Source organism: Ruegeria sp. AD91A (genome assembly GCF_003443535.1).
Taxonomy (GTDB): Bacteria; Pseudomonadota; Alphaproteobacteria; order Rhodobacterales; family Rhodobacteraceae; genus Ruegeria.
The window spans coordinates 3,230,213-3,243,291 of the sequence record NZ_CP031946.1; the positions used below are offsets into that span (position 1 = coordinate 3,230,213).

The following is a 13,079-nucleotide window of genomic DNA, read 5'->3' on the forward strand; positions in this document are numbered from 1 at the left end:
ACGTCACCCTCTTTGCTGTTGCGCCGGTGATTGCTAGAGGTGGTCGAAACAACCCGATGAGGCCGCGCATGACCCCCGAAGAAATCGCCAAACTGCCCTATCGCCCCTGCGTCGGGCTGATGTTGATGAATGCCGAGGGCAAGATTTTCGTCGGCCAGCGCAATGATCGCCACAAGGACGCCTGGCAAATGCCACAGGGTGGCGTGGACAAGGGAGAAGACCCGCGCGACGCAGCCTTGCGCGAGCTGTGGGAAGAAACCGGCGTGACTGCGGATCTAGTCGAGGTCGTGGCAGAGACCGATGGCTGGCTGCCCTATGATCTTCCGCACGACATCGTGCCCAAGATCTGGAAAGGTCGCTATCGCGGGCAGGAACAAAAATGGTATCTGCTGCGCTTTATCGGGGCAGATGATCAGATCAATATCGCGACCGATCACCCCGAATTCTCACACTGGAAATGGCAGGCGCTTGATCGGTTGATCGAAGAGATCGTACCGTTCAAACGCACGGTGTATGAACAAGTGCTGAAGGCTTTTGACAGCTACTTGGGCAAAAAGGCCTGACGCTTGGGAAAGTTGGACATTTTCCAGGCTGGCCTTTAGCGCTGAGCCGTTCATAACCGGCCTGTCATGACTCAAACGACCTATCCCAGCCCCGTACGCGCGCATCGCTCTGCCGACATGGTCGTCCATGTGTTCGGGTTGTCCCTGATCCTGACCGCTGGCAGCCTGCTGATCATGAACGCCTATCAGCGTTTGGATTCCGCGCTGCTTCTTGCGGTCATTGTTTATGTTCTCTGTGCGCTTGCGTCGAACCTTGCGTCCTGTGCCTATCATTTTGCGCCCTGGCATGACCGTCGCAAACTGCTGCGTCGTATCGACCATGCCGCGATTTATCCCAGCATCTGCGGGACATTCACACCGTTCTTCGTTCAGGCGGGCACGACATGGACCATGACGCTGCTATGGGTATGCTGGAGCCTGACCATCGCAGCCGTCTGGAACAAGATCGCAAATGAAACGGTTAAATCACGATGGTCGACAGCGTCATACCTTGGTTTGGGTGGCATTGGTCTGGGGGCAATCCCAGACATGACCACTGTTCCCACAGCCACACTTTGGTGCATTGTGGGTGGCGCAGCCAGTTATGTTATCGGAACGATGTTTTACGCCCAAAAGACACTACCGTTTCGTTACGCGATATGGCACGTCTGGGTGAACCTGGGCGGAGTTCTGATGTTTGTTGGAATCTGGCTGGCGCTGTTTTCTTGATAAACGGCAGGGCCGGGGCGTGGGTGCCCCGAACCGTTTTCAGATCAAATCAAGAGGGTCCTGATTTGAGGTCACATCAACCCTTCGGCGTGCAGCAATTCCTGCATGTTTGCCTCGGGGCGTGGGCCGATATGGCTGATGACTTCGCGGGCGCAGACATTGCCGATGCGGGCGCAGGTCTCGTAATCCCGACCCGTGGCCATGCCGAAAAGGAAGCCCGCCGCAAACTGGTCGCCTGCGCCTGTTGCATCAACAGGGACAATCTTTTCAACCGGCACGTCAATGCGGGTGTCGCCGTTCAGAACGGTCACACCGTCGCCTGAGCGGGTGCAGACCACCAGCGGACAGATCGCGGCCGTCTTGGCCAATGCTTCTTCCAGATCGTCAGTTTCGAACAGTGATTTGATCTCGGCCTCATTGCCGATCACGAAGTCCAGCTCATTTTCGATCAGCAGCAGGAAATCGACCCGGTGACGTTCCACGCAGAACGGGTCGGAAATGGCGATGCCGGCCTTGCCGCCACTCATATGGCAGGCGCGCGCGGCCTCAAGGAATGCCGCCTTGCCTTTTTCCTTGTCGAACAGATACCCCTCGAGGAACATGATCTGGCTGTTTCCAGCGACCTCTTCTGAGACATCCTGAGACGACAGTTCCGAGGAAATGCCCAGATAGGTGTTCATTGACCGCTCACCATCGGGCGACACAAAGATCATCGAACGTGACGTCGGCAATTCACCACCGGGTACAGGTGGGTTCACGAAATCGACGCCATCCTCGTTCATCGCATCTGCATAGAAACGGCCCAGCGCGTCATCGTGAACCCGGCCGATGAACGCAGCATCCAGCCCAAGTGCGCCTGCGCCCGCAATGGTATTGGCCACCGAGCCGCCCGGCGTTTGAACACGGCTTTCCATCGAGGCGTACAGCACCTCGCCGCGTTCCTGTTCGATCAACTGCATGATGCCTTTTTCGATGCCCATCAGCTCCAGGAAGCTGTCATCGGCCTGGGAAATCACATCCACAACGGCATTTCCGATGCCGGTCAGTTGATAAGTCTTCATAGGGTTTTGTCCTCGAATTGGCAGAGATCACGGATGATGCAGGTCGGGCATTGCGGCTTGCGCGCCTTGCAATGGTACCGGCCATGCAGGATCAACCAGTGATGCGCATGAAGTTGAAAGTCAGCAGGAATATTGTCTTCGATGGCGCGTTCGACAGTGTCTACATCTTTGCCGGGGCAAATACCGGTGCGGTTGCCGACGCGAAAGATATGGGTGTCCACCGCCTGCGCCGGTTGTCGCCACCACATGTTCAGAACCACGTTGGCCGTCTTTCGGCCCACACCCGGAAGGGATTGCAGGGCAGCCCGGGAATTGGGAACCTCGCCGCCATATTCGTCTACGAGGATACGGCTGAGCTTGATGACGTTCTTGGCCTTCTGGCGGAACAAACCAATGGTCTTGATGTGCTCGATCAGGCCTTCCTCGCCCAGATCCAGCATCTTTTGCGGCGTGTCGGCGATCTTGAACAGCGCGCGCGTCGCTTTGTTGACGCCTGCATCCGTGGCTTGCGCCGAAAGGGCCACGGCGACGACCAGAGTATAGACGTTCACATGCTCCAGCTCGCCCTTGGGTTCCGGGTCGGCCTCTTGAAAGCGCGTGAAAATCTCGCGGATCGTATGATAGTCGAGTTGCTTTGCCATCCGGGCCTTAATGCCGTCCACCGGGCTCTGACACAAGCCCAAAGCCAATGCGCAAGTTCCGGGTCGCGGCAGCGTGGCCTGCGCGCTATGGTTTTGTCAGAAGATGAGGTGGAACCATGAACGTCCAGACCCTGGAAAGCGGATACCATTACAACGTCATGCGCCGCGCAATCGACCTGATTGATCAGGGCGGCGAGGGCCTGAGCCTTGATGAACTGGCACGCCAGATGGATATGAGCCCGGCCCATTTCCAGCGCCTGTTCTCGCGTTGGACCGGAGTGTCGCCAAAACGGTACCAACAATACCTGACACTGGGCCATGCGAAGGCATTGCTGCGCGAACGGTTCACAACACTGGAAACGGCACACAATGTGGGCCTGTCCGGTAGCGGACGTCTGCATGATCTGTTCCTGAAGTGGGAATCCATGAGCCCCGGCGAATATGCCCGCAAGGGCGAAGGTCTGACGATCTATTGGGGGTGGTTCGAATGCCCCTTTGGCCCCGCGCTGGTCATGGGTACCGACAAGGGCATCTGCGGCATGGCCTTCGGGGCCGAGACCGGCGAAGAGGCCGCGATGGAAGACATGATCTCGCGCTGGCCCAAGTCGACGTTTGTCGAAGATCCGATGCGCCTGCGTCCTTGGGCGCTGAGTGCTTTTGGCGCTGCCAACGATCGGTTGGAGCCAACACCGGTTTTCCTGATCGGATCACCTCTGCAAATCAAGGTGTGGGAAGCGCTGATGCATATCCCGTCCGGGCAGGTCACGACCTATTCCGAGATCGCCCAACGGGTCGGCTCTCCGCAAGCCGTTCGCGCAGTGGGAACGGCAGTTGGCCGCAACCCGGTCAGTTGGCTGATCCCCTGCCATCGGGCATTGCGCAAGTCAGGTGGCCTGGGAGGCTATCACTGGGGATTGCCGGTCAAGCGTGCCATGCTGGCCTACGAGGCGGCGCAGGCAGACGCCTGATTGACAGACGGCCTGACCGCTGCCAAAAGGCACCTCAGGTTCGGGTCCCCTGCCGTTCGCGGCCATTGGCTTTGGTGAAACCCGGTTTTGAAATGCATCTGTTGCCCTTTCTTGGCGTGCGGATGGTAATGCGAGCCCCGTCCTGATTTCGCGCCCGTTCAAGGAAACGAGGCACATGATGACACGATCCCAAACCGTTGCTCCGGTTGAAGAGCTGAAAGCGCAGGCAAAACGCTTGCGGGAAAAACTGAAAACGACGGGTGTTTCTCTGTCGCATAGCGCGGCATTGGAACTTCTGGCCCATCAGCATGGCGTTCGAGACTGGAACACCTTGCATGCGATGTCCGGAAACCGGATGCATCTGCGCGTAGGTGATCGGGTTGAAGGACGCTATTTGGGTCAGGCGTTCACAGCCGAAATTCGCGGCATGACCGTATTGGGCGATGGCGCGCGTCGCCGAGTGACCCTGCATTTCGATACGCCGGTAGATGTGGTCCGCTTTGACAGCTTCTCTGCATTTCGACAGCGCGTCACCGGAGAGATTGGGTGGGACGGTCGGTCCAGACGCCACACGTCCGATGGCGAACCCCAGCTTGTGGTGCGGCCCGTATAGAGCGTAATGGGCGAGGCAACCGCGTTGCCCCGCCCAATCTGTCTGCTTCGCAGGTGAAGTTACTCTGCGGCCCAGCCGCCGACGGCTTTGACTTCAAGGAAATCCTCGAGACCGAAGACTCCGCCTTCCCGCCCGTTGCCGGATTGCTTCATGCCGCCGAACGGTGAGCCCGCGCTGCGCGATTGTCCGTTCATTTCGACCATGCCCGACCGCAGAGCCCGCGCCATGCGACTGGCACGCGCACCATCCTGTGTCTGAACATAATTGGTCAGGCCATAGGGTGTATCATTGGCGGTTTCGACAGCCTCCTCTTCTGTGTCGAAGGGGATCATGGTCAGAACTGGGCCAAAGATTTCTTCGCGGGCGATGGTCATCTGGTTATTTGCATCAGCAAAGACCGTGGGGCGGACATAATAGCCCTTGTTCAGCCCCTCAGGTCGTCCGGTGCCGCCTGCAACCAGCCGCGCACCTTCGTCGATGCCCTTCTGGATCAGGTCCTGAATCTTGGTCCACTGAACTTCATTCACAACCGGACCGATGTGGCGACCTTCCTCCATGGCAGGGCCAACCTTGACCATGTTCGCAACTTCGGCCGCCGTTTCCACAGCCTTGTCGTAGATCGGGCGCTGCACCAACATCCGGCTGGGTGCGTTACAGCTCTGGCCGGTGTTTTGCATCATGTGCAGCACCCCGCGCTTGACCGCTTTTTCGTCCGCATCCTCAAAGATGACGTTGGCTCCTTTGCCTCCCAGTTCCAGATGCACTTTCTTGAGGGTGTCAGCCGCGTTCTTCGAAATCGCAGTGCCCGCGCGAGTCGAACCGGTGAAGCTGACCATATCAACATCCGGATGACCCGAAAGTTGCGATCCAACACCCGCTCCGTCGCCGTTGACCAGATTGAACACACCGGGCGGGAAGCCTGCCTTGTCCATCATCTCGGCAAAAATCATCGCGTTCAGCGGGCTTTGTTCTGACGGTTTCAGAACCATCGTGCAGCCCGCAATCGCAGCAGCACCAATCTTGAGCGTGATCTGGTTCATCGGCCAGTTCCACGGCGTGATCAGAGCGGCAACGCCAACCGCCTCATAAATGATGCGATCATTCGGTGCATGATCCCCCAGCGGGCGCTCGAATTCAAACGACCTTGCGGCGCGGATGAAGTTCTTCAGGTGATAGATGCCGGCACCAGCCTGCGCCGAGCGCGCCAGATCGATCGGGGCGCCCATTTCAAGTGACATCGCCTGCGCCAGATCCTCTGCCCGGGTTGCATAGAGTTCGACCAGCTTTTCCACCAGCGCGATGCGGGTTTCCACTGGAGTTGCCATCCAGCCTGGCAAAGCGGCTTTGGCTGCGGCAACGGCTGCATTCGTGTCGGCTTCGGCGCCAAGCGAGATCACTGCGCAGGGCTCTTCGGTCGAGGGGTTGATGACCTCGAAGTCATTGGGCTGCGACGGGGCCACCCACTGACCGTTAATATAGAAATCCCGCTTTTCGATCATCCTGAGCCCTCCTGAAGGTTCGCCTGAAGCCGGCTGTTCGGGGCCACTCTGTCACCCATGCACAGGCTGAGCAATAGTGAATTTGATCAAATTTTTTTCTGGTCAGGCTCACGAAATCCGTATCCCTGGACACGATGGCTGGTTTAACCTGTGCACAAAGTGATTAGGTTCCAGACGACCGACTCAGGTTTTTCACAGAAAAGGAGATGCCCCATGGGTTTGCGCATCAACGACACCGTCCCGAATTTCACGGCAGAAACGGATCAGGGCACCATTCAGTTCCACGACTGGATTGGCGACAGCTGGGCCATTCTGTTCTCGCACCCAAAAGATTTCACCCCTGTTTGCACCACCGAGTTTTCGGCCGTTGCGCAGCTGAATGACGAATGGGCCGCCCGCAACACCAAGGTGATCGGCGTATCGGTTGATGGTGTCGAGGACCACAAGAAGTGGAAGAAGGACATCGAGGAATACGGCAAGGCCAACCCCGGTTTTCCGATCATCGCCGATGAAGGTCTGGCTGTGTCCAAGGCTTTCGACATGCTGCCCGCCGAAGCATATCTGCCCGATGGCAGAACACCGGCTGACAGTGCCACGGTGCGTTCGGTCTTCATCATCGGCCCGGACAAGCAGTTGAAGCTGTCGATGACGTACCCGATGACCGTGGGCCGGAACTTTGCTGAAATTCTACGCGCGCTTGACGGGTTGCAGATGTCAGCCAAGGGCGTTGCGACGCCTGCCAATTGGGTGCCGGGCGAAGACGTGATCATCCCGCCAACCGTGTCGAACGAAGACGCCAAGGCCAAGTTTGGCGAGTTCGAAACGATCTTTCCCTATCTGCGCAAGACCAAGGCGCCGTCGTAAGCCGGTTGCCGGGTCAGGGGGGCTGTCTGCCCCCCATCGTGCCTGCCGGCACGATTCCCCCCGAGGATGTTTTTAGCCAGATGAAGCAGGCGGTTGTTGCAGGCCGGGTGACCACCGGCATATCCAGCGCGCGCTGTTTTTTCAGGGTTTTTCGGGGCCCCCGCACCTGAGGCGCGAGGGCAAAAAGGGGCAGGAAACCGGAGCGAAACCTGACACCCGAAGTGATCAGAAATTATAGCGAAGTCCGAAATTGACGCTGAATATATCCAGATCGTCCTCTACGTTGCCGGTCAAAGCTCCGTTGGGGGCCAGACGCTGCGACGAAACATCAAAGGCACGGGCGTAACGGGCATCAACGGTGAACGCTGTCGACGAGTTGATGTCATATGCCACACCGGCGATCACCTGGGCGGCAAAGGTGGTGTCGGTATCGTCCAGCGCCACACCCGGCCCATAAGAAAAATCCAGATCCGAATAGGTGGCACCCAGACCAAACCCGGCAAACGGTGTCAGCGCGCCGGCCTGTTTGAAATCGAACAGCAGATTGGCAAATAACGAGGTCTGCGTGACGTCGCCAGAGATATTGCCCTCGGGCCCCGGACCATTGCCGGTAAAGTTCACACCATCCACGTCACTGTCGCGATAAGACAGTTCCAGCTCGATCCGCGTTCCGATGATATCGTTGGACCATTGCGGGATTTCCTTGCCAATCGCGAGGCCCAATCCGAAACCTGCGTCGAATTCGGTATCGACCGATTGCGTCGCGCCACCGATCGCCCCGGTGAAATCGCTGTCCTGTAGCTGGCTGTAGCCGATGAAGCCGTGAATATAGGTGCCGTCGCCCAGGCTCTGCGCGGCAAGCGCCGTTGCGCTGATCGCCAGAGCCGAAGAGGCGAGAATGAGGCGCGTGAACATAACCATCTCCAGTGTTCCAAAGTCCGCATGCCATGGATGTGGACGAGGCTGGCCCAAAAAGAAAGGCGCCGGGCCTTCACTTCGTTTCACAGGTTTTTAGGAATGTGTGAGTGAATAGGCACGAGGTTCAGCCACTGTTTCAGGGCACATCCCTGACCAAGGGTTCTGAAAGAAGTTCGTCGACAAAAAAACTGAGCAACTGCACCCTGCTGGAAACGCCCGCCTTTCGATAGACCGCGGCGCTTTGGGCCTTGATCGTCCCTTCTTTCGTCTGTCGCATTCCGGCGATTTCCGCGATGGAAAGACCCTTGATCGTCAGCATGGCGACGTCACGCTCAGCATCACTGAGCTGCCACGCGCTGAACTGGGTTTCGATGACCTGGGCAAAAGCCCCTTGCGCCACTTGCAGTTGCCGCTGCATGTCGCGCACCCGTCTGGACTGGGAACGGATCAGGGCGATCGTGGCGCTCAGGCCCCCGACAAGCGCCAGCGACAGAAACAGCTCGAACGAATGCAGGTGACGAAACCCCGCGCCTTCGCCGCCAGTCCAATCCAGCAGCGCATCCGTCATGAAAAAGGCGGCGCAGAGGGCCTGCACCACCAGAAGGAGCCAGAGTAAAGACGTTTGAGGTACTTTCATGCGGCCCCTTGGACGTTGCAGGTTCAGTCGTCATCCTCTTCGAGCTCGATGGCTGTCACCACCCCGTCCGTGTCAGACAGAACCAGTTCAGTTTCCACGCCATCCTTGATGAGTTCAACCTCGATCTTCCCACCTTCGAATTCGATCTCTTCGATCTGGTACCCCTGGGCTTCAAGGGCCGCGCGGATATCGGCTTCGCTTGTGCCCAGTTTGTCGCCCAGTCCGACATTAGCAAAAGCAAGAACCGGTGCGGTTGCGATCAATCCCGTCAGTGTCAGCAGTTTCAAGGTTTCCATATCGCATCTCCTTTTTGTGTTGTGGCGATGCGGTCGAACTGGGGATGGCAGAGGAGACCTGCGATCGGCTTTTGGTTGAAACGGGGCGAATTGAACCAAGGTTTATGCAATTTGCGGCCGTTTCCGCCCGTCAAGTTCAGGTTGCAATCAAATTGTGATAGTTTGTTTTGGGAAAACATACAGGCATGTGACCAACGATGTCGGGCTTTCTGACTGTCTTGAACAGGAGAAGACCATGGCTTTTACAGATTGGTACGTCGAGGGGGAAAGCTTCGGAAACTGCAATTGCGGCTATGCCTGCCCCTGCCAGTTCGAGGAATTGCCGACGCATGGCGATTGCCGGGGTTTCGAAGTGCTTGAAATATTCAAAGGATATTTTGGAGAAACGGATCTTAGTGGAACCAGGGCGGCATTGATCTATGCGTGGCCCGGGCCAATATTCGAGGGTGGTGGTGAAATGCAGGTGATCGTCGATCCTGCGGCCTCACCGGCGCAGCGCGATGCGCTGGAAAAAGTCTTTCACGGTGAAGAAACCGAAGAGATGGCAACGCATTGGTACGTGTTCCGGGCCATGTGTGAGACGGTGCATGACACGCTTTACCTGCCGATTGAGCTTGAGATGGACATCGAAGGGCGAACGGCCAGCGTTACCGTTGGTGACGTATTAAAGTCGAACGGGCGCCCGATTCAGGCCCCGCATGGCGGCGGGGAACACCGCGTACGCATCGATATTCCCGGCGGGATCGAATTCACCATTGCCGAGATCGGCAGCGCCTCGACCCGAGCCGATGCGTCGATCAAGCTGGATCTGAAAGACAGTTACGGCCAGTGGCACGTGTTGAAACATGGCCCGGGTGGTGTCACGCACTGACCTGCGGTCAGGCCGCTTTTGCGGTTTCGTTCGGATGCACCTTCCAGCCCGGAACCGCCAGATCCGCTGCAATCACTCGGACTTCAAAAGGTTTGAGGACCGGTAATACGGTTGAACCGTAACCGCATTCACCATTTGCCAGTTCCGGGAACAGTTTGAACAACTCGCTCCGGGTTGCGGGCGCCATTGCATCAAGACTTGTGTCACCGGGGAAAAAGGACTCGGACCAGATTCCTTCGACATTCACCAGCTCATGCTGATCAAAGAGGATGTGAATGTACTCCACCCCTTGTGCAGGCGTTTCCTGAACGATGGTCTTTCCATTGATCAGCCCTTTTGCAGGCGCCAACATCGTTGTTTCGCAATGCATCAGTTCCATCATGGCTGAGGTCACGGCAATCCGGTGCTGTGGTGAGATGACGAGATCGCGGGATGGGCCGTTCGGCCCGAAACAGCCCGCTTTGATCCGTACAGGGGATAGGTGAGGGTTTCGCTGCAACTCGGACGCGGACAAGCGGCGCTTGCCGATCCAGCGTACCGGACGGGTATGGCCGTCGGCGGTGACAACCGGGTCGCCGGGCTCCAGCGCCTCAACCCGGCGCAGTCCCGTCGGGGTCTGGATCAGCGATCCAAAGGTAAAACACACGAAAGAAGGCAAAGTGTGATACGCGGATGACGGCGCGGTTCCGGCAAAGCCGGTATCTGAAATCGTGTCATTCAGTTCGGCCTGACCGGAAGTGACGATTATGTAACGCGGGTTGGAAAACTGGATCAGGATAAACGTGACAGGCGCGCCATCGACTGTGCCCGTATAATTCTCGAAAGTACTGAAATTTTGGGTCGAGCCGGAAAAGCCGGGAAGAGACCCAAGATCAAGTTGCGAACTGCCGTCCGGGTCAGGATCTTGCAGCAGGGCGTCATTATCCGTGACTTCGACCGAATACGCAGCAGTAATATCAACACTGCGGTTGCTGAACGGGTCTGCGCTGATTTCGTAAACAGTAATCGATGCCACGGTTGAACAGCTTCCCTGAAAACGGCAAAATACCCCTTAAGATTGAGCAAATACACGCAATAAGTGTTAATAATTGGTTTACCAAAATTGCGACGCAGTTCCCCTTCCTGCTGCCCCGCAAACAAAAAAGGCCCCGGATGAAACCGGGGCCTTCTGCTGTCTGTCAGAGGGGGCAGATTACTCTGCGCTTTCCTCTTTCTTTTCTTTCTTCTCGGGAACGATCTCTTCGCCGGTTTCCTGATCGACCACTTTCATCGACAGGCGAACCTTGCCGCGATCGTCAAAACCCAGAAGCTTGACCTTCACTTCCTGACCTTCTTTCAGAACATCCGACGGATGGTTCAGACGGCGGTTTTCGATCTGCGACACGTGGACCAGACCGTCGCGCTTACCGAAGAAGTTCACGAAGGCCCCGAAATCGACGATTTTTACAACTTTACCAGTGTAGATCTGACCTTCTTCAGGTTCTGCCACGATCGAATAGATCATGTCATAGGCCTTCTGGATCGATTCACCATCCGGCGAGGCGATCTTGATGACGCCATCGTCGTTGATGTCCACCTTGGCTCCCGAAACCTCAACGATCTCACGGATGACCTTGCCACCGGAACCGATCACTTCACGGATCTTGTCGGTCGGAATGTTCATGGTCTCGATGCGCGGGGCGTGGACCGAGAAATCGTTGGTCTCGGACAGGGCTTTGCCCATCTCGCCCAGGATGTGCAACCGGCCGTCCTTGGCCTGCGCCAGGGCTTTCTCCATGATTTCGGGCGTGATGCCCGCAACCTTGATGTCCATCTGCAGCGAGGTGATGCCGTTTTCGGTACCGGCAACCTTGAAGTCCATGTCGCCCAGGTGGTCTTCGTCACCCAGAATGTCGGACAGGATGGCATAGTCTCCGTCATCTTCCAGGATCAGACCCATGGCCACACCGGCAACCGGCGCTTTCAGCGGAACACCCGCATCCATCATCGACAGCGAACCGCCGCAGACAGACGCCATCGAGCTGGAGCCGTTGGATTCTGTGATCTCCGACACGATACGGATCGTGTAGGGGAAGTCGGTCGCCGCAGGCAGAACCGCCTGCAGGGCGCGCCATGCCAGCTTGCCGTGGCCAATCTCACGGCGGCCGGGGCCACCAACGCGGCCAACTTCACCTACCGAATACGGAGGGAAGTTGTAGTGCAGCAGGAAGTTCGATTTGAAGTTGCCATGCAGCGCGTCGATGAACTGTTCGTCGTCACCGGTGCCCAGCGTGGTTACGGCCAGCGCCTGCGTTTCACCACGGGTGAACAAGGCTGAACCATGGGTCCGTGGCAGCATCGAGGTTTCTGCAACGATCGAGCGGATATCGGTGGTCGAGCGACCATCGATCCGCTTGCCGCCTTTGACGACGTCGCCGCGCAGAATACCTGCTTCGAGCTTTTTCATCGCGGAACCGAGGTTGCCGTCTTCCAGCTGTTCCTCGGTCAGCGCTTCCTTGATCGCTTCACGGGCAGCGGCAACAGCAGCGGTGCGCTCCTGCTTGTCGGTGATCGCGAAGGCGGCGCGCATCTGTTCTTCACCGGCGGCCTTAACGGCAGCATACAGCTCCGAGTAATCCGGTGCCTGGAAATCGAACGGCTCTTTCGCGGCTTCTTCGGCGAGGCTGATGATCAGGTCGATCACCGGCTGAATCTGTTCATGCGCAAAGTTCACCGCGCCCAGCATTTCCGCCTCAGAGAGCTCGTACGCTTCCGATTCCACCATCATTACGGCGTCTTTGGTCCCGGCAACTACCAGATCCAGACGCTGTTCAGGGTTCAGGCGCAGGTCCTGCATGTCATCGACGGTCGGGTTCAGAACGTATTCACCGTCTTCGAAACCAACACGGGCACCGGCGATCGGGCCCATGAACGGCGCGCCGGAGATGGTCAGAGCAGCCGAAGCGGCGATCATCGCGACGATGTCGGGATCGTTGACCAGATCGTGGCTCAGCACGGTGCACATCACCAGAACTTCGTTTTTGAAGCCGTCAACGAACAGCGGGCGGATCGGACGGTCGATCAAACGCGCAGTCAGCGTCTCTTTCTCGGTCGGGCGCGCCTCGCGCTTGAAGAAGCCACCCGGTACTTTACCGGCGGCATAGTATTTCTCTTGGTAGTGGACGGTCAGCGGGAAAAAGTCCTGACCGGGTTTTTGCGCCCGCGCAAAGGTCACGTTTGCCATGACGCTGGTTTCGCCCAGCGTGGCAATCACGCTGCCGTCAGCCTGACGGGCAACCTTGCCGGTTTCCAGTGTCAGCGTCTCTTCGCCCCACTGCATTGATTTCTTCGTTACATCAAACATATGCGTATCCTAGAAGGGAGCACTCCCGCCCCTGCGGGTCTCCCGTTTGCATGGCGGCCCCATTGCCGCCGACCCCAATTTATCTTCCATTCGAGTG

General features: G+C 57.6%; 14 protein-coding genes. 6 read left to right on the forward strand and 8 right to left on the reverse strand.

Annotated elements, in window-relative coordinates; translation table 11 throughout:
* The first annotated feature begins 68 nt into the window (after nucleotides 1-68).
* Nucleotides 69-563, forward strand: coding sequence for an RNA pyrophosphohydrolase (locus tag D1823_RS16180; RefSeq protein ID WP_117871775.1), 495 nt, complete (start codon nucleotides 69-71; stop codon nucleotides 561-563).
* Between the two features lie 66 nt (nucleotides 564-629).
* Complete coding sequence (locus D1823_RS16185; protein ID WP_117871777.1) at nucleotides 630-1,271, forward strand: hemolysin III family protein; 642 nt, start codon at nucleotides 630-632, stop codon at nucleotides 1,269-1,271.
* A 71-nt stretch (nucleotides 1,272-1,342) separates the two neighbouring features.
* Here the strand turns inward: D1823_RS16185 and D1823_RS16190 are convergent, their stop codons facing one another.
* On the reverse strand, nucleotides 1,343-2,332 hold the full coding sequence (locus D1823_RS16190) for an adenosine kinase (protein ID WP_117871779.1): 990 nt from the start codon (nucleotides 2,330-2,332) through the stop codon (nucleotides 1,343-1,345).
* Nucleotides 2,329-2,973 (reverse strand): endonuclease III, encoded by a 645-nt coding sequence (gene nth, locus D1823_RS16195; RefSeq protein WP_117871781.1) that lies wholly within the window; start codon nucleotides 2,971-2,973, stop codon nucleotides 2,329-2,331. The genes D1823_RS16190 and nth overlap by 4 nt, the downstream gene beginning before the upstream one ends.
* A gap of 116 nt (nucleotides 2,974-3,089) precedes the next feature.
* Here nth and D1823_RS16200 point away from each other — a divergent pair, with 116 nt between their 5' ends.
* On the forward strand, nucleotides 3,090-3,941 hold the full coding sequence (locus D1823_RS16200) for a bifunctional helix-turn-helix domain-containing protein/methylated-DNA--[protein]-cysteine S-methyltransferase (RefSeq protein ID WP_117871783.1): 852 nt from the start codon (nucleotides 3,090-3,092) through the stop codon (nucleotides 3,939-3,941).
* Nucleotides 3,942-4,116: 175 nt separating this feature from the next.
* Nucleotides 4,117-4,554, forward strand: coding sequence for a glyoxalase superfamily protein (locus D1823_RS16205; protein WP_371415287.1), 438 nt, complete (start codon nucleotides 4,117-4,119; stop codon nucleotides 4,552-4,554).
* Nucleotides 4,555-4,613: 59 nt separating this feature from the next.
* Here D1823_RS16205 and D1823_RS16210 read toward each other — a convergent pair whose 3' ends face one another.
* The gene (locus tag D1823_RS16210) at nucleotides 4,614-6,053 is read right to left on the reverse strand and encodes an aldehyde dehydrogenase family protein (protein WP_117871785.1); all 1,440 of its coding nucleotides are present in this window, start codon (nucleotides 6,051-6,053) and stop codon (nucleotides 4,614-4,616) included.
* A 213-nt stretch (nucleotides 6,054-6,266) separates the two neighbouring features.
* Between D1823_RS16210 and D1823_RS16215 the strand changes: the two genes are divergently transcribed.
* A complete protein-coding gene (locus D1823_RS16215; RefSeq protein WP_117871788.1) occupies nucleotides 6,267-6,917 on the forward strand; it encodes a peroxiredoxin in 651 nt (216 codons plus the stop codon).
* Nucleotides 6,918-7,142: 225 nt separating this feature from the next.
* On the opposite strand, the gene D1823_RS16220 is transcribed toward D1823_RS16215, so the two are convergent.
* The 3 genes from D1823_RS16220 to D1823_RS16230 form a co-directional block, all read right to left on the reverse strand.
* Nucleotides 7,143-7,832: an outer membrane protein gene (locus D1823_RS16220; protein ID WP_162896865.1), complete on the reverse strand. Its 690-nt coding sequence runs from the start codon at nucleotides 7,830-7,832 to the stop codon at nucleotides 7,143-7,145.
* Between the two features lie 139 nt (nucleotides 7,833-7,971).
* Complete coding sequence (locus tag D1823_RS16225) at nucleotides 7,972-8,472, reverse strand: helix-turn-helix transcriptional regulator (RefSeq protein WP_117871792.1); 501 nt, start codon at nucleotides 8,470-8,472, stop codon at nucleotides 7,972-7,974.
* A 23-nt stretch (nucleotides 8,473-8,495) separates the two neighbouring features.
* A complete protein-coding gene (locus D1823_RS16230) occupies nucleotides 8,496-8,768 on the reverse strand; it encodes a PepSY domain-containing protein (protein WP_117871794.1) in 273 nt (90 codons plus the stop codon).
* 235 nt (nucleotides 8,769-9,003) lie between these two features.
* On the opposite strand from D1823_RS16230, the gene D1823_RS16240 reads away from it, so the two are divergent.
* Nucleotides 9,004-9,639, forward strand: a complete 636-nt coding sequence (locus D1823_RS16240; protein WP_117872943.1) for a DUF1326 domain-containing protein — start codon at nucleotides 9,004-9,006, stop codon at nucleotides 9,637-9,639.
* 7 nt (nucleotides 9,640-9,646) lie between these two features.
* Here D1823_RS16240 and D1823_RS16245 read toward each other — a convergent pair whose 3' ends face one another.
* Together D1823_RS16245 and pnp are read right to left on the reverse strand one after the other, a co-directional pair.
* Nucleotides 9,647-10,654 carry a Hint domain-containing protein gene (locus tag D1823_RS16245; RefSeq protein WP_117871798.1) on the reverse strand — a complete coding sequence of 336 codons (1,008 nt, stop codon included), beginning with the start codon at nucleotides 10,652-10,654 and terminating at the stop codon, nucleotides 9,647-9,649.
* Nucleotides 10,655-10,831: 177 nt separating this feature from the next.
* The gene (gene pnp, locus D1823_RS16250) at nucleotides 10,832-12,982 is read right to left on the reverse strand and encodes a polyribonucleotide nucleotidyltransferase (protein WP_117871800.1); all 2,151 of its coding nucleotides are present in this window, start codon (nucleotides 12,980-12,982) and stop codon (nucleotides 10,832-10,834) included.
* Nucleotides 12,983-13,079 lie beyond the last annotated feature (97 nt).

What these genes read in the sequence shown, in the direction of transcription:
- D1823_RS16210 (WP_117871785.1), bottom strand. Translation starts at nt 6,053, where the DNA reads ATGATCGAAAAGCGGGATTTCTATATTAACGGTCAGTGGGTGGCCCCG.
- pnp (WP_117871800.1), bottom strand. Translation starts at nt 12,982, where the DNA reads ATGTTTGATGTAACGAAGAAATCAATGCAGTGGGGCGAAGAGACGCTG.
- D1823_RS16185 (WP_117871777.1), top strand. Translation starts at nt 630, where the DNA reads ATGACTCAAACGACCTATCCCAGCCCCGTACGCGCGCATCGCTCTGCC.
- D1823_RS16200 (WP_117871783.1), top strand. Translation starts at nt 3,090, where the DNA reads ATGAACGTCCAGACCCTGGAAAGCGGATACCATTACAACGTCATGCGC.
- D1823_RS16215 (WP_117871788.1), top strand. Translation starts at nt 6,267, where the DNA reads ATGGGTTTGCGCATCAACGACACCGTCCCGAATTTCACGGCAGAAACG.
- D1823_RS16225 (WP_117871792.1), bottom strand. Translation starts at nt 8,472, where the DNA reads ATGAAAGTACCTCAAACGTCTTTACTCTGGCTCCTTCTGGTGGTGCAG.
- D1823_RS16240 (WP_117872943.1), top strand. Translation starts at nt 9,004, where the DNA reads ATGGCTTTTACAGATTGGTACGTCGAGGGGGAAAGCTTCGGAAACTGC.
- D1823_RS16220 (WP_162896865.1), bottom strand. Translation starts at nt 7,832, where the DNA reads ATGTTCACGCGCCTCATTCTCGCCTCTTCGGCTCTGGCGATCAGCGCA.
- D1823_RS16180 (WP_117871775.1), top strand. Translation starts at nt 69, where the DNA reads ATGACCCCCGAAGAAATCGCCAAACTGCCCTATCGCCCCTGCGTCGGG.
- D1823_RS16190 (WP_117871779.1), bottom strand. Translation starts at nt 2,332, where the DNA reads ATGAAGACTTATCAACTGACCGGCATCGGAAATGCCGTTGTGGATGTG.
- nth (WP_117871781.1), bottom strand. Translation starts at nt 2,973, where the DNA reads ATGGCAAAGCAACTCGACTATCATACGATCCGCGAGATTTTCACGCGC.
- D1823_RS16205 (WP_371415287.1), top strand. Translation starts at nt 4,117, where the DNA reads ATGATGACACGATCCCAAACCGTTGCTCCGGTTGAAGAGCTGAAAGCG.
- D1823_RS16230 (WP_117871794.1), bottom strand. Translation starts at nt 8,768, where the DNA reads ATGGAAACCTTGAAACTGCTGACACTGACGGGATTGATCGCAACCGCA.